The organism is Sphingomonas radicis, assembly GCF_051400635.1.
Taxonomy (GTDB): domain Bacteria; phylum Pseudomonadota; class Alphaproteobacteria; order Sphingomonadales; family Sphingomonadaceae; genus Sphingomonas.
Map to the genome: position 1 here is coordinate 13,580 of NZ_JBLFFG010000002.1, position 21,876 is coordinate 35,455.

18 protein-coding genes are annotated in these 21,876 nt (G+C 66.6%); 9 read left to right on the top strand and 9 right to left on the bottom strand.

The genetic code is table 11. The annotated features are described in order from the left end of the window. Positions 1–8: 8 nt before the first annotated feature. From ACMGDH_RS07085 to ACMGDH_RS07110, 6 genes are read right to left on the bottom strand one after another with little or no spacing between them, the layout of a single operon-like run. A complete protein-coding gene (locus tag ACMGDH_RS07085; protein ID WP_436827252.1) occupies positions 9–2,114 on the bottom strand; it encodes a bifunctional glycosyltransferase/UDP-glucuronate decarboxylase in 2,106 nt (701 codons plus the stop codon). After that, positions 2,111–3,199, bottom strand: coding sequence for a CgeB family protein (locus ACMGDH_RS07090; RefSeq protein WP_436827253.1), 1,089 nt, complete (start codon positions 3,197–3,199; stop codon positions 2,111–2,113). The genes ACMGDH_RS07085 and ACMGDH_RS07090 overlap by 4 nt, the downstream gene beginning before the upstream one ends. Beyond that, positions 3,196–4,305 carry a CgeB family protein gene (locus tag ACMGDH_RS07095; protein WP_436827254.1) on the bottom strand — a complete coding sequence of 370 codons (1,110 nt, stop codon included), beginning with the start codon at positions 4,303–4,305 and terminating at the stop codon, positions 3,196–3,198. Before ACMGDH_RS07095 ends, ACMGDH_RS07090 begins: the two co-directional genes overlap by 4 nt. Further along, positions 4,302–5,420, bottom strand: coding sequence for a glycosyltransferase family 4 protein (locus ACMGDH_RS07100; RefSeq protein ID WP_436827255.1), 1,119 nt, complete (start codon positions 5,418–5,420; stop codon positions 4,302–4,304). Before ACMGDH_RS07100 ends, ACMGDH_RS07095 begins: the two co-directional genes overlap by 4 nt. After that, complete coding sequence (locus ACMGDH_RS07105; protein WP_436827256.1) at positions 5,417–6,511, bottom strand: SDR family NAD(P)-dependent oxidoreductase; 1,095 nt, start codon at positions 6,509–6,511, stop codon at positions 5,417–5,419. Before ACMGDH_RS07105 ends, ACMGDH_RS07100 begins: the two co-directional genes overlap by 4 nt. Then, complete coding sequence (locus ACMGDH_RS07110) at positions 6,508–7,623, bottom strand: NAD-dependent epimerase/dehydratase family protein (protein ID WP_436827257.1); 1,116 nt, start codon at positions 7,621–7,623, stop codon at positions 6,508–6,510. Before ACMGDH_RS07110 ends, ACMGDH_RS07105 begins: the two co-directional genes overlap by 4 nt. A 257-nt stretch (positions 7,624–7,880) precedes the next feature. On the opposite strand from ACMGDH_RS07110, the gene ACMGDH_RS07115 reads away from it, so the two are divergent. Further along, entirely contained in the window at positions 7,881–8,471 is a 591-nt protein-coding gene (locus tag ACMGDH_RS07115) for a histidine phosphatase family protein (RefSeq protein WP_436827258.1), read from the top strand. On the opposite strand, the gene ACMGDH_RS07120 is transcribed toward ACMGDH_RS07115, so the two are convergent. Both ACMGDH_RS07120 and ACMGDH_RS07125 read right to left on the bottom strand, forming a co-directional pair. Then, positions 8,449–8,892 (bottom strand): DUF6165 family protein, encoded by a 444-nt coding sequence (locus ACMGDH_RS07120; RefSeq protein WP_436827259.1) that lies wholly within the window; start codon positions 8,890–8,892, stop codon positions 8,449–8,451. The genes ACMGDH_RS07115 and ACMGDH_RS07120 overlap by 23 nt on opposite strands. A 7-nt stretch (positions 8,893–8,899) precedes the next feature. Further along, positions 8,900–9,790, bottom strand: a complete 891-nt coding sequence (locus tag ACMGDH_RS07125) for a glycosyltransferase family 9 protein (RefSeq protein WP_436827260.1) — start codon at positions 9,788–9,790, stop codon at positions 8,900–8,902. A 208-nt stretch (positions 9,791–9,998) separates the two neighbouring features. On the opposite strand from ACMGDH_RS07125, the gene ACMGDH_RS07130 reads away from it, so the two are divergent. Genes ACMGDH_RS07130 through ACMGDH_RS07140 form a run of 3 tightly spaced genes read left to right on the top strand, consistent with a single transcriptional unit; the run spans position 9,999 to position 12,933 of the window. Then, a complete protein-coding gene (locus ACMGDH_RS07130) occupies positions 9,999–10,817 on the top strand; it encodes a TIGR04290 family methyltransferase (protein WP_436827261.1) in 819 nt (272 codons plus the stop codon). Next, entirely contained in the window at positions 10,814–11,824 is a 1,011-nt protein-coding gene (locus tag ACMGDH_RS07135) for a glycosyl hydrolase (RefSeq protein WP_436827262.1), read from the top strand. Before ACMGDH_RS07130 ends, ACMGDH_RS07135 begins: the two co-directional genes overlap by 4 nt. Further along, positions 11,824–12,933 carry an inositol-3-phosphate synthase gene (locus ACMGDH_RS07140; protein WP_436827263.1) on the top strand — a complete coding sequence of 370 codons (1,110 nt, stop codon included), beginning with the start codon at positions 11,824–11,826 and terminating at the stop codon, positions 12,931–12,933. Before ACMGDH_RS07135 ends, ACMGDH_RS07140 begins: the two co-directional genes overlap by 1 nt. On the opposite strand, the gene ACMGDH_RS07145 is transcribed toward ACMGDH_RS07140, so the two are convergent. Further along, positions 12,930–13,454 carry a DUF1003 domain-containing protein gene (locus ACMGDH_RS07145; protein WP_436827264.1) on the bottom strand — a complete coding sequence of 175 codons (525 nt, stop codon included), beginning with the start codon at positions 13,452–13,454 and terminating at the stop codon, positions 12,930–12,932. The two genes, ACMGDH_RS07140 and ACMGDH_RS07145, sit on opposite strands and share 4 nt — an antisense overlap. Before the next feature lie 50 nt (positions 13,455–13,504). Between ACMGDH_RS07145 and ACMGDH_RS07150 the strand changes: the two genes are divergently transcribed. The 5 genes from ACMGDH_RS07150 to ACMGDH_RS07170 all read left to right on the top strand — a co-directional run bounded on the left by ACMGDH_RS07150 (position 13,505) and on the right by ACMGDH_RS07170 (position 21,873). Further along, positions 13,505–14,458, top strand: a complete 954-nt coding sequence (locus ACMGDH_RS07150; protein WP_436827265.1) for an MDR/zinc-dependent alcohol dehydrogenase-like family protein — start codon at positions 13,505–13,507, stop codon at positions 14,456–14,458. Between the two features lie 109 nt (positions 14,459–14,567). Next, a complete protein-coding gene (locus ACMGDH_RS07155; protein ID WP_436827266.1) occupies positions 14,568–15,542 on the top strand; it encodes a Gfo/Idh/MocA family protein in 975 nt (324 codons plus the stop codon). Positions 15,543–15,548: 6 nt separating this feature from the next. After that, the gene (locus ACMGDH_RS07160) at positions 15,549–16,604 is read left to right on the top strand and encodes a polysaccharide pyruvyl transferase family protein (protein ID WP_436827267.1); all 1,056 of its coding nucleotides are present in this window, start codon (positions 15,549–15,551) and stop codon (positions 16,602–16,604) included. Then, positions 16,597–17,970, top strand: a complete 1,374-nt coding sequence (locus tag ACMGDH_RS07165) for a Coenzyme F420 hydrogenase/dehydrogenase, beta subunit C-terminal domain (RefSeq protein ID WP_436827268.1) — start codon at positions 16,597–16,599, stop codon at positions 17,968–17,970. Before ACMGDH_RS07160 ends, ACMGDH_RS07165 begins: the two co-directional genes overlap by 8 nt. Positions 17,971–18,111: 141 nt before the next feature. Further along, positions 18,112–21,873: an autotransporter domain-containing protein gene (locus ACMGDH_RS07170; protein WP_436827269.1), complete on the top strand. Its 3,762-nt coding sequence runs from the start codon at positions 18,112–18,114 to the stop codon at positions 21,871–21,873. Positions 21,874–21,876 lie beyond the last annotated feature (3 nt).

Below are 21,876 nucleotides of genomic sequence, written 5' to 3' on the forward strand. Positions count from 1 at the left end.
TTCCAAAGCTACTCGGCTGCCAAGGGTGCGTTGGCCAGGGTGACATCCTCCGGAGAATCGGCGCCGATCTCCTCGGCGAACCAGGCGCAGGTCCGCGCCAGCCCTTCAGCGAGTGGCATGCGCGGACGCCAGCCGAGCAGTGCTTCGGCGCGTGAGATGTCGGGACGGCGGCGGCGCGGGTCGTCGACCGGGAGCGGCAGGTTGGTCACCGTGACCGGGCGGTCGACCAGCGCCAGGATCGCCTGGAGCAGCTCGTTGACGGTGCGCTCTTCGGGGTTGCCGAGATTGATCGGCTCCAGCCCGTCGATGTCGCGTTCCATGAGCAGAATCAGCCCCTCGACCATGTCCGAGACATAGCAGAAGCTGCGCGTCTGGCTGCCGTCGCCGTAGATGGTGACGTTGCGTCCCGACAGCGTCTGGCAGATCAGATTGGAGACGACGCGGCCATCGTCGGGGTGCATGTGCGGGCCATAGGTGTTGAAGATCCGCGCGACGCGCACATCCGCGCGCTTCATGCGGGCGAAGTCGAACGCCATGGCCTCGGCCGCGCGCTTGCCCTCGTCATAGCAGGCACGGGGGCCGGTACAGTTGACCCAGCCGCGATAATCTTCGCGTTGGGGATGCATTTCGGGGTCACCATAGACCTCGCTGGTCGAGGTGAGGAGGAAGCGTGCGTCCGCGGATTCGGCCAGGCGGAGCAGATTATCGGTGCCCACGACGCAGGTGAGCATCGTGTGCTCGGGATCCGCCTGATATTGCGGCGGCGACGCGGCGCAGGCGAGATTGTAGACGCGCTCGAACCGGCCGGCGCGATACAGGATCTCACGCGGCAGCGGATTGACGATATCGGCCTCGATAAACTCGAAATTGGGGTGGTTCTCGAGCAATCGCAGGTTCGAGGGACGCGCGGTTTGCAGATTATCGAGGCATACGACGTGCCTTCCGCGCGCGAGCAGCTCGGCACAAAGGTGCGAACCGATGAACCCGGCGCCGCCTGCGACGAGGGTGAGGGGCTGGTTCCTGGAGGTCATGCTGGCGCTCCTCTCCTTGGGCGCGGCAGGGAACCGCGCCGTTGCTTCGATCAGATGCTTTTCGAGTTCGACGGCACGGTGCGCCGCGGTGTGCGCTGCGAGCACGCGCTGCCGCGCGGCCGCACCGATCCGTGCGGACGGCCGCGACAGTGCGGCGATCGCTTCCTCGGTCGTGTCGGCGAGTATGATCTCGCTGCCAGGCGCGAACAGGCTGTCGATGCCGTCCCAGCGGTCCGATAGGATCGGCGTCCCGCACGCGCCCGCTTCGAACAGTCGCACCGACGGCGACCAGCCCGCTTCGATCATGTTCGCACGGGTGACGTTCAGCGTCATTCGCGAGGCGCTGTAGAAATCGGCGTGCTCGGCTGGTGGCAGATGTTCGATGCGCTCGACATTGTCGGGCCAGTCGATGTCGTCGGGATATTGGGGACCCGCGACAGCCATGCGCAGATCGGGGCGGCGCCGGGCGGGCTCGATCAGCAGCTTCTCCAGCGTGGGTTGCCGATCGGGGCTGTAGGTGCCGAGATAAGTGAGGTCCCAGCGCTTGGGCATCGCGAGCGGCTGATATGCCTGCGGATCGACCGAGCAGTAGAGCGCGCGCGCAGCAGGTGAGCCATATTCCGCTTCGATCCGTCGGAGCGTGGGGCCGCCGGTGAAGGACAGATAGACGTGGTAGCCGGGGATCACCGCCGGCGAGAGATATTCGAAGTCGCCGCGGGCGAGCTTGGCGAGGGTTACCGGGGTGTCAATGTCGTAGAACGCAGTGACGCCGCGTGCCGCCGACTGGACGAAGCGCGCGACTTCGACGCCGTCGGGCACATAGGAACCGACGATCACCGCATCGGCGCTCGCCACTTCGCTGCGCCAGCGATCGAGCTCGGCGAGATCGCGGTAATAAGCGAGGCGACAGAAGTCCGGATCGGTCAGGTCGCGGTGGGTGCCCGCGTACCAGGGAACCTCGCGTTCGAGGAACAGGATGTCGTGCCCGCGCGCAGCGAAAGCCTTGAGCAGCGCGCGATAGGTGGTGGCATGGCCGTTGCCCCAGGAGGAGCCGAGGCTGAGTCCGAGAACGACGAGTTTCATGCGGCCTCCGTCAAGCGCTGGTGGTGTTCCTGGAAGATGCGGTGGACCTGCTCGCCGCGCAGCGCATAGGTGTGCGCGGCGAGCACGCGCTTCAGCGCCGCCTGCCCGATCGCCCGCGCGCTTTCCTCGGTGAGCGCCTGAAGATGTTCGGCGACGTCCTGGCCGTCGCGCGCGACGAGCACTTCCTCGCCGGGGACCAGGAACAACTCGATGCCTTCCCACGCGTCCGTGATCAGGCAGGCTGCCGCGCCGGCGGCTTCGAACACGCGCGTTGCCGGCGAGAAGCCGATATGCGCCATCGAGTCCCGCGCAACGTTGAGCACCGCGCGCGGCGTGCAGTTGAAGGCGTTGTGATCGCCGGTGCCGACATGCCCGATCGCGCGGACATTCGGCGGCATCGGCTTGTCGTGCCAGCCGTTGCCACCGAGCAGGAAGCGCGCGGCCGGAAGATCGGCAGCAGGGCGAAGGAAGAACTCCTCGATCCGCGCTTCCCGATCCGGCAGGCGATTGGCGAGCAAGCCGAGATCAGCGGCGAAACGCGGATCCGGCGGAGTCGGGTGATGCGTCTCGGGATCGAGCGCGTTGTAGACCGGCTCGCAGCGGGCCGCGCCGAAGCCGGTATAGGCGTCCACCACCGGCGGGCCGCCGCCATAGGTCAGAACCATGTCTAGCTCGGGCAGGGCGCGGAGCACCGGATGCGAGGCGTCCCCGCGCATTTCGTCGAGCGTCGCGGCAGCATCGACATCCCAGAAGATGCGCAGCGCATCGGGCCGACTCATGCCGATTACGCCTTCGAGCAGCTCGCGATCGAACACGCCGACGCCGTTGGCCTTGACGACGATATCGGCCGCGCCGGCTTCCGCCAGCACGGCGCGCAGGCCGTCCTCGGTCGCCGGATAGACGATCGATCGCGCCCATTCGGGCGGATCGATGTCGCGGTGCTGCTGCCGCTCGAACGCGTCGGGCTCGTAGAAAGTGATGTCGTAGCCGTGGCTCGCCAGCGCCTTGAGGATGCCGCGATAATAGGTCGCAGCGCCGTTCCAGTAGGAGGAAAGCAGGCTCGATCCGTAGAATGCGATCTTCATGCGGCGTCCTTGGCAAGGGCAGGGGCGATGCTGGCGACGATCGCGAGCAGTTCGTCGACGCGGTGCGCGCAGCTGTGGCGGGCGCGGATCGTGTCGAGACCGTTGCGCACCAGTTCCGCGCGAAGGTGAGGGTCGTTGCGCAGCGCGAGCAGGTGACGAGTCATTTCGTCTCCGTCGCGAGCGACGAGATAGTCGTGCCCCGGGCGGAACAGACCCTCGGCGTCTTCCCAGGGCGCGGACACGAGGGGGATGCCGCAGGCCAGCGCCTCGAACACCCGGATCGTGGGGATGCCGGGCAGGATCGTCGCGTAATAGCGCCGGGGCACATGGACGGTGGCGAGGTGACTCGCGAAGATCTGGGGGGCGCGGGCGTTGGGCGCCCAGCCGTGATAGCGGGCGCCGTAGCGCGCCAGCATCGACTTTGCCTCCGCAGGGTAGCGCACGCCGTAGATGTCGAGCGGCATCCGCGCGTCGCGCGCCGGGTGGAACAGGAAACGGCCGAGTTCCTCGGTGCGTTCGCCGTCGCCCCAATTGCCGATCCAGACGAGCCCCTCGCGATCGCCTTCCTGTTCGAGCGGATGGAAGCGGCGGAGATCGGCGGCCTCGTGCCAGGTCCACACCCGGCCACCCCAGCCCCAGCCGCGATAGACTTCCGAAAGCGCCTCGCCGAACGCCAGCACACCGTCATAGCCGGATAGGTCATAGGCGCGCATCGCTTCGGGCTCGCTGACTGCGCGGTGGTGCGTGTCGTGGAAAAGCAGCGTGAACGGCGCGCCGAACGAACGTGCGAGCCCCAGTCTGGCGACGAGCTTGGGATCGTTCCATTCGTGGGCGATCACCAGATCGGCGTCCTCGATCATCCGTTCAAGGTTGCAGAGCGGGGTGTAGGTCGAGGAGGAGAGCTCGGGATAGGCCGCGTGGTAGGCATCGAGCCCGGCTTCGCCATGATCCGCGAGCAGGTTGGCGAGGCTCCAGGCCCCGTCGGGCTCCCATACCTGCACATCATGCCCGCGCGCGATCAGCTCGCTCAGCACGCCGCGCAGGAAATGGGCGTTGCCATGGTTCCAGCACGACGCGAGCGAGTGCGTGAAATAGACGATCTTCATGCGGCCACCCTCCCGCCGGGAATGCGTGCGCCGAGCAGATCGGCGTAGATGGCGAGCATGCCGTCTGCCATTCCCTGCGGCGTGTAGCGCGCGGCGCGCTGGCGAGCGGCTTCGCCGAGCCGGAGGCGTTCGCCGGTATCGCCGAGCAGGGATTCGATCGCAGCAGCATAGGCGGATTCGTCTTCCTCCGGCACGAACAGTGCGGCGCCGTCCCAAAGCTCGCGGAAGCTGGCGATGTCCGAGAGGACCAGCGCGCAGCCGGCGCTGGCTGCTTCGAGCACGGCGAGGCCGAAGGGCTCGAAGGATGCTGCCGAGACGAACACCGGCCGCGCCGCGAGCAGGCGACCGAGTGCGGCACTGTCGACCTGACCGAGCAGATGGAGGTTATTTAGCGCCACCTGTTCGCCATGCGGTCCAGTGACTGCGCCTGCCGCGTCGAACGGCACCGCGAGGCGCGCCGCCACGCGATCCAGCAGCTCGGCGCGCTTCACGCGGTCCCACAGCCGCCCCACGGTCAACACCCGATCGTGGAGCAGCGCCTGCGGCTCGCTCACCAGCGGCGTACGGCCGTTGTGGACCACTTGCGGCGCGCGGGGCAGGCCATAATGGCGCGCGACCATTCGGGCATAGCTTGCCGTCGGGGCGACCAGGCGATCGGCGGCGCGCAGACCTTCGCCCATCAGCTGACGGTGCCAACGATATTGGGGCGCGAGCGGCTCGCGCGGCTTGGCTGCCTGCCACCAGGTCGAGACGCAGCCGTGCGTGACTGCTACCACCGGCATGGACGGCGGCGCCGCTGCTCCGAGCGTAGGCATGTTGAGCTGGACCAGATCGGCGTGCGTGTCGCGGGCGAGCTCGGCGATTGCGGCGCCGGCAGCGAGGACCGGGGCGGGGCGGTCACAGAGCCAGTCGAGCGGTAGACCGGTTTCGATCAGGGTCGCGCCGGGGATAGCGCCGGCTTCGGCGCGCTGCGCGGTGTCGGGCGCCGGGCCGAGCAGGGCGAGTATCGGCTCGACGCCGCGCGCAGCGAGACCGCGGGCCAGGTCGAGGCCGTATTGCCAGACCCCACCAATCGCATCGACCGTGAGCAGGATGCGCAGATCGGTGCCGCTCACAGCGCAGCCACCCGCTGCGGCGGGGAAACCGGGCGCGGACCGCCCAGCTTGATATCGAGGCCGCGTTCGCTCGCCAGCCAGCGCGCCAGCCGCGCCACGCCCGCGCGCCACGGCATCGGCGTGGCGAGGCCGAGCGCAGCGCGGGCGGCGCGGGTGTCGGCGACGAAATAGCGCTGATCGCCGGCACGCCAGCCATCGAACCGTACGTCCGGATCGGTGCCGACGAGCTCGCCGATATAGTCGATGAGCCGGCGCAGGCTCACCGCGTTCGCGGCGCCGCCGCCGAGATTGAAGACGTGCCCGGCAACCCGATCGATCCGCTGCCAGGCGGCCAGATAGGCCGCGACTGCATCGCCGACTTCCAGGATGTCGCGGACCTGATGGCCGTCGCCGTAGAGCGTGATCGGCTGGCCTTCGAGCGCGCGGATCAGGAAATGGGCGACCCATCCCTGATCCTCGGTGCCCATCTGGCGCTCGCCATAGATACAGCTCATCCGCAGCACCGTGGCGGGAACGCCGAAGCTGCGGGCGTAATCGAGCACATATTGGTCCGCGGCGCCCTTCGAGCAACCATAGGGCGTGTGAAAATCGAGCGGACGCTGCTCGCCGATGCCGTGCGCGCGGATCGCGGCGTTGGTGGGCAGGTAACCGTCGCCGGTCGAAGCGAACTGCAAGTCGGCGAGGTCGCCATAGACCTTGTTGGTCGAGGCGAAGATCACCGGCACGGGCGTTTCGGCGCGGCGTATCGCTTCGAGCAGGTTGAAGGTGCCACCGAGGTTGATCTCGAAATCCTCGCGCGGATCGGCGAGGCTGGTCGTCACTGCGACCTGCGCCGCCAGGTGGAACACCGCCCGCGCGCCCTGCACTGCCTCGGCGAGCAGCGCCGCGTCGCGGATATCGGCGACGACCGACTGGATGCGGCTCCCGTGCCGGCTCTTGAGCCAGGCGAGATTGCGCTCGACGCCGGGGCGGGAGAGCGCATCATAGACGATCACGTCGTGGCCGGAGGCGGCGAACCGGTCGGCGAGGTTCGAGCCGATGAAGCCGGCGCCGCCGGTGATCAGGATGGGCCGGTCGATCGCGCTCCTCATGCCACCAACCCCCGTGCTTCGAGCTCGGCGCGCGCATGGCTCACGCGGTCTTCGGCGGTCTGCTCCTTCACCCATCCTGCAAGTTCGGCGAGGCCCTGATCGAAATCCTGCCGTGCGTGGAAGCCGAGCTTCTCGGCGGCGAGGCTGGTGTCGCAGAAGCAATGGCGGATGTCGCCGATCCGCGCCTTGCCGACGACTTCGGGCGCGACATCGTTCTTGCCCATTGCGCGGGCGAGCGCTTCGGCCACTTCGAGCACCGAGCGGTCCTGCCCCGAGCCGATGTTGAACGTCTGGCCCGCCGCTTCCGGGAGCACGAGCGCGTCGGCGAAGGCGCGGGCGACGTCGCTCACATGGACGAAGTCGCGGCGCTGCTGGCCGTCCTCGAAGATCATCGGCCGCTCGCCGTTGAGTAATCGCGACGCGAAGATCGCGAGCACGCCGGTGTAAGGATTGGAGAGCGCCTGGCCGGGGCCGTAGACGTTGAACAGGCGCAGGCAGACGCTTTCGATGCCATAGGGCGCGGCCATGATGTGCGTGGTGCGCTCCTGCACATATTTGTTGAGCGCGTAGATCGAGGCGAGGCTGGGGCGCTTCCATTCGGGGGTGGGCAGCGGGGTGAGCGGGTGGCCCGCGAAATCGGTGGGGTTCCAGACCTTCTGCCCGTCCCGCATGATGCCGCGTTGGGCATCCTCGATCAGATTTCCGGACATGTCACGGTACAGACCCTCGCCGTAGATGCTCATTGACGAGGCGGTGACGACGCGGCGGACGGGGTGATCGATCAGCCGCTCGAAGAGGACGGCGGTGCCCACGTCGTTGGCCGAAGTGTAGCGCTCGACTTCGTACATCGACTGGCCGACGCCGACCTCGGCGGCGAGGTGGACGACGCTGTCGATGCCGTCGAGCGCGCGGGCGACTGCCTCACCATCGCGTATGTCTGCCACGATCAGCTCGGCTTCGGCGTCGAGCCCGGCCGGCCTTTCGGTGTCGCCATGCACCTGGGGCAACAGGCAATCGAGCACGCGAACCTGGTTTCCCCGGCGCAGCAGCTCGGCGGCCACCTGCCGACCGATGAAGCCCGCGCCGCCGGTGATCAGGACCTTCTCTGGCATATGCTGTCTCTCCGCAGATTTACAAATGAGCGAAAGCGAACTAGTTGGACTCGCCTGAAAAGCTCGGATGTTTCGAAGCCGTTGCGGATGGGAACACCTTCTTCTTCATCTTGTTCCCCGGCTTTGTTGCTCTAAACTCAGGTTAAGTATTTGATCTGTGCTGTCTACGAAGCGACGGCGTGTAAACTACACTCGTTTCGTTTCGATAATTATTGGAACATTCAAGTAAAACATCTTAACATGAGTAAGGATGTGCAGTGGGCGGTATAGTTCATCTGATCCGGCACGGTTCCCATCAGGAAGTCGGCAAGGTGCTGAGCGGCCGTTCCGAAATCGCGCTCGATGAAGCCGGGCATGGGGACGCCGAGGCTCTGATCGAAATATTCGCAAGTTCGCCGATCGCCTCGATCCATAGCAGTCCTCGTCGGCGCACTTGGGAAACGGGGCTTCCGCTCGCCAAATCACGGGGACTCGCGATTCAGCGCGCAGATGCGCTCGATGAGATCGATTTTGGCGGCTTCGCCGGGCGGGCGTTTGCGGTGCTCGCAGACGATCCGGAGTGGTATCGCTGGAACATGGAGCGCGCCGAAGCGCGCTGCCCGGGCGGTGAGACGATGCGCGAGGCCGTCGTGCGAGCGCGGGATTATCTCTTTTCGCTGCCGGACGAGGCCCTGCCGGCGATCTGCGTCACGCATTGCGACATCATCCGCGGCGTGGTCGCTGACCTGCTGGGGATGGGGCTGGAGCGCATCTTCTCGCTCGAATGCGACCCGGGATCGATCACGACGCTCGCGATGGACGCGGGCAATGCGCGGCTCGTCTCGCTCAATGCGCAGGCTCCGCGATGAGCGAGCGATCGGGCGACGGCGCGCCGGCACCGCTTGCGTAGCTCTTTTCCTCGACGAGCTCGGAATGGAGCAGCGCGTTGATCTGCCGCTTGAGCGCAGCGCGCTCGTCGTTGGTCTTGTAGACCGAACGCGCCAGCGCGACGAAGCGCGTGCCGAACCGGGCATCGGCTTCCTGCGCGCGGATCGCATCCTCGACGTCCCACAGCGTCTCGTTGACGCGCTTGAGCCGCTGCAGCAGCGGCACGATGCCCTCGATCCCGAGCACCCGCGCGGCTGCTTCATTGAGCATCGCGTACTCTCTCTCGACGTTGCGGAGCGCTTCCGGGCGCTCGATCCGTTCACGCTTGATCTCGAGGATGGTGATCTTGTCGAGGAGCTCGCCCCAGGACACGGGGACGGAAGGGGCCGCGAACTGCTCCATGCCCAACCTACCTTTCGGCCGCTACGAGATTGCCCGATGCTAAATCCCGCTCCACGCTTGCGAGCACCGATTCCCAGTCACCAGGGCGCGGCTGGACGTAGGGGCGTATCGATGGATACCAGGGGCTGCCGGGCCGATCGGCCGCCCAGCGCCAATCGGGATCGGCCTTGAGTAACAACCAGACCGGCTTGTCCATTGCGCCGGCGAGATGCGCGATCATCGTATCGACTGTGATCACGAGCTCGGAGCCGGCGACCAGAGCGGCGGTGGCGCCGATGTCGAATGGACAGCCTCCGGGATTGAGCACGTCGAGGCCGGTGGGCTCGGGCACGAGCGTCACGCACGGCGCGTGGCGGCATAACGATGCGAACAGCGCCGGTGGGACGCAGCGTTCGCCGTCCCAGTCTCCGGCGCCGTAACACAGCGCGATCGTGCCCTTCGGCAATACCGCGCGCGGCGCACGGAGATAAGGCGGGGGCGCGTCGCGCGGCGTGGCGCGGAGCGCGAAGTCGAGTTCGGTGATCTCGATATCGACCTCTGACGCCGGCAGCGGGTGTTCGACATCGAAGGGGACGAGCGCGATGCCCTCGGCAACCGTGGTTACCAGATCGATCAGCCGCGGCTGCGCTTCGACGGTGAGGGACGCTGCACGCTCGGCAAGCTTCGGCAGGAACCGCGCGAACTGGAGCGTATCGCCGAGCCCGTGATAGCAGCGCACAAGGACATGGCGGTTATCGAAGCTGCGGCCGTCCCACACCCAGCGTAGATGATAGGGAAGCGCAGGATCATCGCGGGTCCCGGGGTCACGCTCGGCCAGCGTCCGTGCGGCGACGGCCCAGGCATCGGCATATCGTTCTGCCCGCATCGCTGCGGCCCATGTGCCCATTCGATCGGTCATGCGCCACGCAATCACGGAAGCGCGCCACGGTTCCCAAAGGTGCGACAAAAAGGCCGAGGAATTTACCTAGGTTAATCTTCTAAGGCTTTGTTGATGCTCATGGAACAGCGCGCGGTGCTGTTCGTTGGCGAAACGAAATCCAGATGGCTCATCGGCTTCTCGACCGTGTTCTCGTGTCGTTTGTCCGACTCTGCCGAGAGGTAGCGAATTGCATCAACTGGCCAAGAAAAACGCAATAGCGTTCGATACTATCCGACTGCGCGAGCGGATCGATGCCCTAGGTCCTTGGTTTCATAACATTGACTTGGGCGACGGCATCATGACGGCGCCGGACCATTTCCTGGGCGACTATCCGAGATTCAAGTTCAAGACCTTCGCGCACGTCGTTCCCGAAGACCTGAGCGGCAAGACAGTGCTCGATATCGGCTGCAACGCGGGCTTCTATTCGATCGAGATGAAGCGCCGCGGCGCCGCGCGGGTGCTGGGGATCGACAGCGACGAGCGCTATCTGGCCCAGGCACGGCTCGCGAGCGAAGTGCTCGGTTTCGACGGTGTCGAGTTCCGCAATCTCTCGGTCTATGACGTGGGTGCACTGGGCGAGAAGTTCGACCTCGTGATCTTCATGGGGGTGCTCTATCACCTCCGTCACCCGCTGCTCGCGCTCGACCTGATCCGCGAGCATGTCGCGGGCGAGCTGATGCTGTTCCAGACGATGCAGCAGGGCTCGAACGACGTGCTGATGGTGCCCGAGGACCACCCCTTCTTCGTGCCCGGCACCAGCCAGCCGCCCGGCTATTTCGACAATCCCGCCTATCCCAAGATGCATTTCATCGAGCGCGAGTTCGCGCACGACTGGACCAACTGGTGGGCGCCCAATGCGGCATGCAGCCAGGCGATGCTGCGCGCGGCGGGGTTCACGATCGAGGCCCACCCCGAATCCGATGTCTATCTGTGCCGCACAGTGTCCGTACCCTACGCCAAATACGGCCCTGCGGCAGTCTATCCAGCGAGGGAGGACGCGCGTTGATTGAAGCGGCGATGCTCTGGAACGAGCCCAACAACAAATCGCACTGGGACCCGACGCTCGATCCGGAATGGGTGCTGTTCGCCGATCAGGTCGTCCGTGCCGGCAACGCGATCCGTGATGTAAATCCGGAGATGACGCGCGTGCTGGGGGGCATGTCGCCGATCGACGCGCACTGGCTGCGGCGGATGGAGGGGCATGGCGCGCTGGAGGCGGTGGACGTAATTGCGGTGCACGGCTTTCCGCTCGACTGGAATTTGTGGCCGCTATCGGCCTGGCCGGACAAGGTCGACGAGATCAGGGCCGTCACCGACAAGCCGGTGTGGGTGACCGAAGTGGGCGTGAGCTCGTTCGGCGCCGAGGAGGTGCAGGTCTTCGGGCTGCAGCGCACCGCAGAGCTGCTGAAGGGCAGGGCCGAGCGCATCTTCTGGTATTCGCTGTTCGACCTGCCGCAGAGCTGGGGAGCGGAGACGCGCCATCGTGAGGCGGAGGGCTCGTCCTATTACCGGCATTTCTACCTGGGGCTGATCCGCGAGGACGGCACGCCCAAGCCGGCACTCGACGTCTATGCCGAGCATGCGGCCGAGATTGGGCTGATGCAGTGGTTCCACTTCCACGATCCGCGGCTCGACGAGGCGGTGCAGTGGATGAAGCGGCTCGGCACGCGGCGGATCCGCACGGGGCTGAGTTGGGCGGACAGCTTTCGGCCCAATGCGGTCGACTGGTTCGACCGGCAGATGGAGGCGCTGGCCGATTTCGAAGTCACGGTAACCTTCTGCTTCACGCCCGAGCATCTGGGAGTCGTGCCGCATCACACCAGCCCGGCGCGCGATCCGCAGCAGTTCGCCGACTTCTGCGCCTGGATGATCGATCGCTATGCGCCGGCGCAGGGCAGCAGCCGCGGCGTCGCTGCGCCTGAGCAGCCGGCGGTGCCGCCGCGCGCGCCCGAACTCACGCCTCTCAACTTCAACCGCGACGAACGCCTCGCCGCCGAACGGAGCGCCGCCTGATGCTTTCCCCTGAACGCCGTGGAATCAATGTCGCGATCGCCGGCATCGGCAATTGCGCGAGCTCGCTCGTCCAGGGGATCGCGCACTACCGCGCCGGCGCGAACGACACGATCGGGCTGATGCACCAGGAACTCGGCGGCTATGAGCCGAGCGATATCCGCGTGGTGGCGGCGTGGGACATCGACAGGCGCAAGATCGGCCGCGACGTAGCCGAGGCGATCTTCGCCAAGCCCAACTGCACCACGGTGTTCTGTGAAAAGGTGGCGAAGACCGGCGCGAAGGTCCACATGGGGCGGGTGCTGGATGGCGTCGCGGAGCACATGGCCGACTATCCCGAAGAACGCACCTTCATGCTGGCGGACGCGTGCCAGCCGAGCAAGGAGGATGTGGTCGCGGTGCTCCGTGAAACCGAGGCCGACGTGCTGATGAACTATCTGCCGGTGGGTTCGCAGACCGCCAGCGAGTTCTATGCCGAATGCGCGCTGGAGGCGGGGGTGGCATTCGTCAACAACATCCCTGTGTTCATCGCGAGCAATCCCGAATGGGCGGCGCGGTTCGAGGCGGCGGGGGTGCCGATCATCGGCGACGATATCAAGGCGCAGCTCGGCGCGACGATCGTCCACCGCGTGCTCACAGACCTGTTCAGGAAACGCGGAGTGAAGCTCGAGCGGACCTACCAGCTCAACACCGGCGGCAACACCGATTTCCTCAACATGCTCAATCGCGCGCGGCTCGCCTCGAAAAAGGAATCGAAGACCGAGGCGGTGCAGGCAGTAGCCGAGCACCGGCTTGAGGATGAGAACATCCATGTCGGCCCGAGCGACTATGTCGCTTGGCAGAACGACAACAAGGTCTGTTTCCTGCGGATGGAGGGCCAGCTGTTCGGCGGCGTGCCGATGAACCTGGAGCTGCGGCTCTCGGTAGAGGACAGCCCCAACAGCGCCGGCGTGGCGATCGACATGATCCGCTGCGCCAAGCTGGCGCGTGACCGCGAGATCGGCGGGCCGGTGCTGCCCGCGGCGGCCTGGTTCTGCAAGCACCCGCCGGTCCAGATGACGGACGACGAAGCGTACGCCGCGCTGGAAGCCTTCATCGATCGCGCGAGCTAATGTTCCAACCCCTCCTCACGACGGCGCTCGTCGAGCGCGTCGAGCACCTGCGTCGGCTCGATATCCTTGCGGATCTCGTCGAACTGCGGGTCGTCAGTGGAAATGTCCAATCGCGCGGCGATGCGCTCGACGAGCTCGGCGAGCGTGGTCAGCTCATGCTCGGCCAGCAGATTGACATGAAGGTCGAGATCGGCGCGCCGGTCTGCGGCTGCCGCCATACGGTTCTGGCTGATCAGTACGAAGGTCGAGAGGAAGATCGCCTCGACCGACGCAACCATGGCCAGCACGACGAACGTCGGATCGAACCGTGGCACGATCGGAATCGCTCCCAGATTGACGAGGATCCACGCGCCGAAGACGAGCAGGTGCAGCGCGACGAAACGCATAGAGCCGGTGAAGCCAGTGATCCGGTCGGCAAGACGATCGCTCCAGGGCGCGTTTTGCGCCTCGGCGCGTTGCCGGGCGGTGAGCTCGGCGATGTTGTCGCGCAGCGTAGCCGCCATTTCCTTGGTCGAGGCCATGCGGACGCCAATCGTTCGGGCGGCGAATGGTTGCAGCAAAGGGAGGCATGATGCGCGCGGCGGTGCTGGAGGGCCCGGGACTTATCCGGATCGAGGACGCGCCGCTTCCCGAACCCGGTCCCGGCGAGGTTCGCATTCGGCTGGAGGGATGCGGCGTATGCGCTTCGAACCTGGAGCCCTGGGCGGGGCAGGAGTGGATGACTTATCCCGGAGAAGCCGGTGGTCTCGGCCATGAAGGCTGGGGCGTGGTGGATGCGCTGGGAGAGGGCGTCGACGGGCTCGCGCCCGGCGATCGGGTTGCCGCGCTATCCTATCGCAGCTTCGCGGAATATGACGTCGCGCGCGCCGATATGACGGTCAGGCTGCCGGCAGGACTCGACGGCAGGCCGTTCCCCGGCGAACCGCTCGGCTGTGCGTTCAACATCTTCCGCCGCAGCGATATCCGTGCGGGGGACACGGTGGCGATCATCGGCATCGGCTTCCTGGGCGCGGTGCTGACCAGGCTCGCCACCGATGCCGGCGCGCGGGTGATCGCGATCTCACGGCGGCAGGAATCGCTCGATCTCGCGCGGCACTATGGCGCCGCCGAGACGATCCCGATGCACGATCATTGGGCGATCATCGAAGACGTGAAGCGCCTGACCAACGAGAAGATGTGCGAGCGCGTGATCGAAGCGGTGGGCAAGCAATGGCCGCTCGATCTTGCCGGCGAACTGATCAGCTTCGGCGGCAAGCTGGTGGTGGCGGGGTATCATCAGGACGGGCCACGACAGATCAACATGCAGAACTGGAACTGGAAAGGGATCGACGTGGTCAACGCGCACGAGCGTGATCCGGAGGTGCAGATGCTGGGGCTCCGCGAAGCGGTGGACGCGGTGGCGAGCGGCCGGCTCGATCCGGAGCCGCTCTACACGCACCGTTTTCGTCTCGATGAGCTTGGCGATGCGCTCGACGCGACGCGCGACAAGCCGGGCAATTTCGTCAAGGCGCTGGTGCTGCTGTGATCGTGCGCGATTTCCACTCCGTTTGCCCTGAGCTTGTCGAAGGGCGGCCCTCCCCGCCGGCCGAAATGAAAGCCGGTGCTTCGACAAGCTCAGCACGAACGGGGGAACTATGAAGCCGCGCATAGGATTCCTGGGGACCGGCTGGATCGGGCGCCATCGGATGGAGGCTATGCTGGCCACCGGCGTCGTGGAGGCCGTAGCGGTGTGCGATCCCACGCCCGAATGCGCCGCAGAGGCTGCCAGGCTCGCCCCCGATGCGCACAAGGTGGCGTCGCTGGAGGAGATGTTGACCCTCGACATCGACGGAGTCGTGATTGCGACGCCGAGCGCGCTTCATGCCGCTCAGTCGATTCAGGCTCTCGACGCGGGAAAGGCAGTGTTCTGCCAGAAGCCGCTCGGTCGCACCGCCACGGAGGCAAGGGCGGTGGTAGACGCCGCGCGCGCTGCCGATCGGCTACTCGGCGTCGACCTTTCCTACCGCCACACCACGGCGATGCGGCAAATCGCGGAGCTGGTGCACGGCGGCGCGCTGGGACAGGTGTTCGCGATCGATCTCACCTTTCACAATGCCTATGGCCCGGACAAGCCGTGGTTCTATGACCCGATCCAATCGGGCGGCGGCTGCGTGATCGATCTGGGAGTCCATTTGGTCGACCTGGCGCTTTGGATCCTGGGATTTCCTGCCGTCGAACAGGTGGACGCGCGATTGCTCAAGGCTGGGGAACCGTTGCCGCCGGGCGAGGTCGAGGACTATGCCGTCGCGCAGTTCACCGCGGGGGACGCGGCGGTGCGGCTGGCCTGTTCGTGGCGGCTCAACGCGGGACGCGACGCAGTGATCGAGGCAGCCTTCTACGGCACCGAGGGCGGGGCCGCGCTGCGCAACGTCGCCGGATCCTTCTACGACTTCACTGCCGAGCGCTTCCGCGGCACCGCGACCGAGCGCCTGGCCGACCCGCCCGATGCCTGGGGCGGACGTGCGGCCGCAGCCTGGGCCGAGCAGCTCGCCCGCTCTCCGGCCTTCGATCCGCAGGCCGGGCAATTTATTCGTTCGGCCGAAGTGCTGGATCGCATCTACGGGCGTTAGGGCCGCATGAAGATCGGAGTCCTGACTTTCCATCGCTGCATCAACTACGGCTCCTACTGGCAGGCGCGCTGCCTGGTCGAGGGACTGCGCGCCGAAGGGCATGACGCCGAGCTGCTCGACCACGACGATGCGCAGGTGCGGCGCGCCGAGTGGCGCTGCGCGTTGCAGCCGCAGCTCCCGGCTCGCACGCCCCGCCGGGACTTGCCGCGATATGCTGCCAAGGCGCGCTATTTCCTGGAAGCCTTCGAACGTTTGCCCCAATCGCGGCGCTTCGCGCTCGACCGGCCCGAGGAGGCGGGGGAGTATGATGCGGTGCTGGTCGGCAGCGACGAGGTGTGGAACTTCCGCCACCCCTGGTACGGATCGAAGCCGATCTTTTTCGGCGAGCGGCTGCGCACGCGGCGGCTCGCTTCCTATGCAGCGAGCTTCGGCAACCATGACGCCGAGCATGGCATCGATCCGGCGTGGGCGGCGAAACTTGAGCGTTTCGACGCGCTTTCGGTTCGCGACGAGAACAGCCGCAGGCTCGTCCGCGACGGGCTCGATCGCGAGCCCGAGCTCGTGCTCGACCCATGTCTCCAGTTTCCGCCGCCGCCGGCACCACCGAGCGGGGAGACGGCTCCGTATCTCGCGCTCTACGGCCATGGCTTTCCCGACTGGTTCGCCGCTGCGGTGCGCGACTGGGCCGATGCGAACGGCACCCGGGTGCTCAGCATCGGCTATCGTAACGACTGGGCCGACGAGCAGCGGATCGAGGCGGACCCGGAGGAATTCTCTGCGCTGATCGCCGGGGCCGACGCGGTCGCGACTAACTTCTTCCACGGCTGCGTCTTCGCGCTGCACCACCGGCGGCCGTTCGTGAGCGCGCCGTCTGTGTACCGCTTCAACAAGGTGCGCGACCTCACGCGCGCGCTTGCCGCCGAACGGCACATGGTGACGGAACAGACGCCGCGCGAAACCTATGCCGATCTGCTCGAGACTCCGCTCGACCCTGCGATCGGCGCGCGGATCGCTGCGATGCGCGCGAAGTCGAGCGCCTATCTGGCCGCAGCCCTTGCCTGAGGCTCCGCTCGCGCCGCGCGACGTGATCGCGGCCGGGCTATGCATCGGTTGCGGAGGATGCGCGGCGGGGAGGGGGATTATCGGCTGGGATCGCTTCGGCCAACGAAAGCCGGAGGGTGCATGGACCGCCGAGCCCTCCGAAGCCTTTGCGCGCATCTGCCCCTTTTCGCCGGGCGCGCGAAACGAAGACGAGATCGCCGCCGAGCGCTTCCCCCGGGCGCCGCATAGCGATCCGCTGATCGGCAGCTTCGAGGCAAGCTATGTCGGCCATGTCGCCGAAGACGCATTCCGCGCCGGCGGCAGCTCGGGCGGAATGGTGAGCTGGGTCGCGGTCGAGCTCCTCCGGCGTGGGTTGATCGACGGTATTGCCCATGTCGCTCCCGCCGATCCGACCCGCGAAGGCCAGTTCTTCGATTATCGCGTGTCGCGCAGCATCGACGAAGTCCAGGAGGGCGCCAAATCGCGCTATTATCCGGTCGATCTGTCGAGAGTGATCGACGAAATCCGCGCGGTTCCCGGCCGCTATGCGGTGGTCGGCGTGCCGTGCTTCATCAAGGCGATCCACTTGCTGCGTGCCGATGACGCGGTGCTACGCGAGCGCATCGCCTATACGCTTGGGCTGTTCTGCGGCCATATGAAGAGCGCACGGCTGGTCGAGAGCTTCGCCTGGCAGCTCGGCGCGCGGGTCGAGGAGGTGCGCGCAGTCGAGTATCGCCGCAAAGACCCCGATCGCCCTGCCAACTGGTACACCGCCCAGTTGACGCTCGCCGACGGTAGCGCGCGCTGGCAGGATTGGTGGCATCTGGTTGACGGCGACTGGGGAGCGGGGTTCTTCCAGAACTCCGCATGCAACTATTGCGACGATGTCGTTGCCGAGACTGCGGACGTTTCCTTCGGCGATGCCTGGGTCGAGCCCTATTCCTCCGACGGACGCGGCAGCAACGTGGTGATCGTGCGCAGCCCCGAGATTGCCGAGCTGATTGCGTCGGCGATCGGTGAGGGGCGGCTTGCGCTCGATCTAGTAGATGCGGCCTTCATCGCGAATACCCAGGCCGCGGGTTTGCGCCAGCGCCGCGAAGGGCTCGCCTACCGACTCCGTATCGCGCCGCCGCGCCTGCCGCTGCGCAAGCGAGTCGCGCCGGGCAGCCGGGCGCTGCCTTTCCGCCGCAAGCTCGTATACCGCAGCCGCCGCTGGATCAGCGCCTGGAGCCACCGCGTCTTCGCCGCGGCGCGGGGTAGCGGCTGGCCCGGCTTATACCTCCGGTGGGCTCGCTTTACCCTGCGCACATATGAGGGGCTGGCCTATTTGCGAGGGCCTTTCGGATCACTGCTTCGTCGCATCGATGGAAGGTCCGGCAGCCACTGATTTCGTCTCCCCGTGCCGCCTTCACGGGCTGGCGCAAAGCCGTTGCCAAGCCGACACGATCCTGAGGGGATGCCGGCATAGTAATGCGTAAAGGGGGAGGCGCTTGTGCGGCTGAACGGTCGACGCGGAGCGTGTGTGCGAGTGCGTAGTGGGTATCGAGCTGCGCTGCTTTGTGGGGCAGGTGCGATACTGACATCCGCGGCGGCGCAGGCCCAGACGGCACCGCCGCCTCCGCCGCCCAGCGAGACACCCGCAACCCCGGCTGCCGATCCGACGGCAGCAGCCCCCACGCTGCGCTTCTGGGACGGCGGCGATCCCGCGTTGCAGGAGAACGGCGTGATCGACGGCGGCACGGGAACGTGGAGCGCGACGGCGCCCAACTGGACCGACACCAATGGCGCGATCAACGGACCGATGAACCCAGTCCCCGCCTTCGCCGTGTTTCGCGGCGCGCCCGGCACGGTGACGATCGACGACAGCCAGCGCGTACCGGCGATCAGCTCGATGCTGTTCGAAGTGAACGGCTATAGATTGGCCGGGGGCCGGCTGCGGCTCGACGGCGGATCTTTCACTTCGGTCCGCACCGGTGACGGGATTACTGCGCAGATCGACAGCGAAATTACCGGCGAAAGCGGACTCCTCTACAACGCGCTCGGCACGCTCATCCTGACCGGTGACAACAGCTATACCGGCGGCACCCGCGTCGATGGCGGCACGCTGATCGGCGACACGCGCTCGATCCGCGGCAATCTCGACAATGGCGGCCATGTGGTCTTCGATCAGGCGTTCGACGACACGTTCGAAGGCGGCGTCAGCGGCCTGTTCAGTACCTGGGGGCTGATGACCAAGCGCGGCGCGGGCACGCTCACGCTCGGTGGCGGCAGTCAGCTCGACTGGCGTGTCGAGCAAGGCGGGCTGATCGCCCGGGCGGAGGGATTCGGCGGCAACATCGATGTTTCCGACGGCGCCCGCCTGACGCTGAGTTCGGGCGATGTCGCTGGCGCGAGATCGACCTATCACTATCAATTGTCGGGCAGCGGCCGGTTCGATGCGGCTGGCAAGGGCCTGCTGGTGCTTACTGGCAATTCGAGCGGTTTCGCTGGCCACAGCGAAGTGCGGGACACTGCGCTTCGGGTCGAGGGCAAGCTGGGCAGCACGCTCCATGTCGGCGAGGGCGGGCGGCTGGGCGGCACGGGCGCTGTCGGCGAAGTCACGGTCGGCAATGGCGGGCGATTGATCGGCACGCCGGGCGAATTCCTCACGATGGACTCGCTCGTGCTCGATCCCGGCGCGATCATCGACGCGCGGCTCGGAAATCTGGCCACGCCCCAGCTATTCTACGTCTATGGCGATCTGACGCTGGACGGAACGGTCAACATCGCCGGCACGGGGCCGATCGCCCCGGGGGTCTATCGGCTGATCAGCTTCGTCGGCAAGCTGGTCAATAACAGGCTCAGTATCGGCAGCTTGCCGCCGGGGCAGGAACGATCGCTGATCTCGATCATCACGACCTTGCCTTGGGGAGTCGATCTGGTGTCCGAGGTGGGCGGCAACCCGATGCAGTTCTGGGACAGCAGCGATCCGACCCGCTTCGGCGACGGCAGGATCGAGGGCGGGCCCGGCGTATGGCGCCGTGACATCGCCAGCTGGGCCGATCGCACCGGCAGGAAGAACCAGACCAGTGTAGGAACGGGCTTCTCGGTGTTCGGCGGGCGCGGCGGGCAAGTGGTGATCGACGCAGGTGGTGCGGGGGCGATCGAGACCGGAGGGATGCAGTTCGCGGTGACGGGCTATACGCTTTCCGGTAGCGGCCTGCGCCTGGCGGGCAACGAGCGCACCGTGATCCGCGTCGGCGATGGCAGCGAATGGAGCTCGACGATGGTCGCCGAGATTTCGGCGCCGATCTCCGGCCGCACGCGACTGGTCAAGAACGACGAAGGGACGCTGATCCTCTCGGGTAACAACAGCTATACGGGCCCCACAGAAGTTGAAGGCGGCACGCTGGTGGGGAACACCCGCTCGATCCGTAACACGCTGCTCAATTCCGGAACCGTGGTGTTCGATCAGCGCGAGAACGGCACTTTCGGGCATATGATCGCCGAGTTGAAGGGCACCGCAGGCGATATGGTCAAGCGCGGCAGCGGCGTGCTCACGCTAGCCAGGGAAAGCCGACTCGACTGGACCGTCGAGGAGGGCCGGCTGGTGGTGCAGGTCGATCGCTACGGGGGCCGGGTGGCCAATTTGCGGGGTGGGGGCGAGCTCGAGCTCGGCGTTCCGAACGACATCTCAACGGCGCTGCTGTTCCGCGGTGACGGGCACCTGACCAAGACCGGCGCCGGACGGCTGGTGCTGACCGGGCGTTCGGACACATTCGAAGGCACTACGCGGATCGCCGGCGGCGAGCTGCTGGTCGAGAAGGGGCTGGGCGGTCATATCCGTGTCGAGGCCAATGGTGTGCTGTCCGGCTACGGCCAGGTCGGATCGGTGACCGTCGCGCGGGGCGGCACGCTTTCACCGAGCCCTGACGCCGCCGACTCCCTTCCCGTCGCGCGGATGCGGATTCAGGGCGACCTGGTGTTCGAGCCGGGCGCGCGCTTTGCAGTCGATGTCGATCCCCAGGGCACACTTAGCGACAGGGTCTCCGTGGAAGGGGTCGCGCACCTTGCCGGCTCGGTCATCCATATCGGCAAGGACGGCAACTATCGGCCGTCCTCGACCTATACGATCCTGATTGCGGGTGGGGGGATCGAGGGACAGTTCGACGGCGTCTCCTCCGATTTCGCCTTCCTCACCCCGCAGCTCCTTTACATGCCGACGGTGGTACGGCTGCGGCTCGACCGTAACGACGTCCAGTTCCAGGACGTTGCGCTGAGCGAGAACCAGCGCGCGGTGGGCGCGGCGGTGCAGACCATGGTGGCGGGGCCGCTCTACGACGCAGTGGTGGACGCCAGTGCCGAGGATGCGCGAGCGACTTTCAACAGCGTCGCGGGCGATTTCCACGCCTCGCTGCGCACTGCCCTGATCGAGGACAGCCGGTTGCCGCGCGACGCGACGCTGGAACGGATGCGCGCTCCATATGAACAGCCCGGAGTATCGGCCTGGGGTCAGGCGATCGGCGCATGGGGTCATTATGGCAGCGACGGCAACGCCTCCCGGCTCGAGCGGTCGACAGCCGGCGGGCTCGCCGGTCTCGAGGCGCAGGTGCCCGACGGCGATGTCCGGCTGGGCGTGTTCGGCGGCTATCATCACGCCGATCTGCGCGGGAGCGGCGATGCGGATGTGGATAGCTATCACACCGGGATCTATGCCGGTGCGCAGCTCGGCGCGATTGCAGCGCGCGGCGGCGTGGCGTTCAGCTGGCAGGATGTCGCGGCACGGCGCGAGATCAGCGGTGGCGGGCTGGAGGGGCAGGTGCGTACCGATTATGGCGCCTCGACCGCGCAGGCTTTTGCAGAGCTCGCCTGGCGTCTCGAACTGGGTGGCGCCTCGCTCGAGCCTTTCGCGAATCTGGCGCATGTCGTGCTGGACGTCGAACAGGGGCAGGAACGCGGCACCGCTGCCGCGGCGCTCGCGCTGGCGCATGACACGATGACGACAAACTATGCCACGCTCGGTGTGCGGGGCGAGACGGCGCTGCCGATCGGCGGCGGTAAGCTTTCGCTGCGCGGCTCGGCGGGATGGCAGCATGTGTTCGGCGATCGGGTGCCGAGCGTGACCATGACGGTGGACGGCGCGGGGTTCGACAGCGTGGGTCTGCCGATCGCGGAGGACAGCTTCGTCGGCGGCCTCGGCGTAGTGGCGGCGATCGGAGAGCGGCTGGAGATCGACCTCGGCGACCGCGCCGCCGTTTCGCGCCGGAACCTCGATCACACGGCCAGCGCGGGCCTGACTTTCCGATTCTGACTT

Coding starts and splice junctions, on each gene's coding strand:
- ACMGDH_RS07085 (WP_436827252.1), bottom strand. CDS start 2,114: ATGAAACTCGTCGTTCTCGGACTCAGCCTCGGCTCCTCCTGGGGCAAC.
- ACMGDH_RS07090 (WP_436827253.1), bottom strand. CDS start 3,199: ATGAAGATCGCATTCTACGGATCGAGCCTGCTTTCCTCCTACTGGAAC.
- ACMGDH_RS07095 (WP_436827254.1), bottom strand. CDS start 4,305: ATGAAGATCGTCTATTTCACGCACTCGCTCGCGTCGTGCTGGAACCAT.
- ACMGDH_RS07105 (WP_436827256.1), bottom strand. CDS start 6,511: ATGAGGAGCGCGATCGACCGGCCCATCCTGATCACCGGCGGCGCCGGC.
- ACMGDH_RS07110 (WP_436827257.1), bottom strand. CDS start 7,623: ATGCCAGAGAAGGTCCTGATCACCGGCGGCGCGGGCTTCATCGGTCGG.
- ACMGDH_RS07120 (WP_436827259.1), bottom strand. CDS start 8,892: ATGGAGCAGTTCGCGGCCCCTTCCGTCCCCGTGTCCTGGGGCGAGCTC.
- ACMGDH_RS07125 (WP_436827260.1), bottom strand. CDS start 9,790: ATGACCGATCGAATGGGCACATGGGCCGCAGCGATGCGGGCAGAACGA.
- ACMGDH_RS07140 (WP_436827263.1), top strand. CDS start 11,824: ATGCTTTCCCCTGAACGCCGTGGAATCAATGTCGCGATCGCCGGCATC.
- ACMGDH_RS07145 (WP_436827264.1), bottom strand. CDS start 13,454: ATGGCCTCGACCAAGGAAATGGCGGCTACGCTGCGCGACAACATCGCC.
- ACMGDH_RS07150 (WP_436827265.1), top strand. CDS start 13,505: ATGCGCGCGGCGGTGCTGGAGGGCCCGGGACTTATCCGGATCGAGGAC.
- ACMGDH_RS07155 (WP_436827266.1), top strand. CDS start 14,568: ATGAAGCCGCGCATAGGATTCCTGGGGACCGGCTGGATCGGGCGCCAT.
- ACMGDH_RS07160 (WP_436827267.1), top strand. CDS start 15,549: ATGAAGATCGGAGTCCTGACTTTCCATCGCTGCATCAACTACGGCTCC.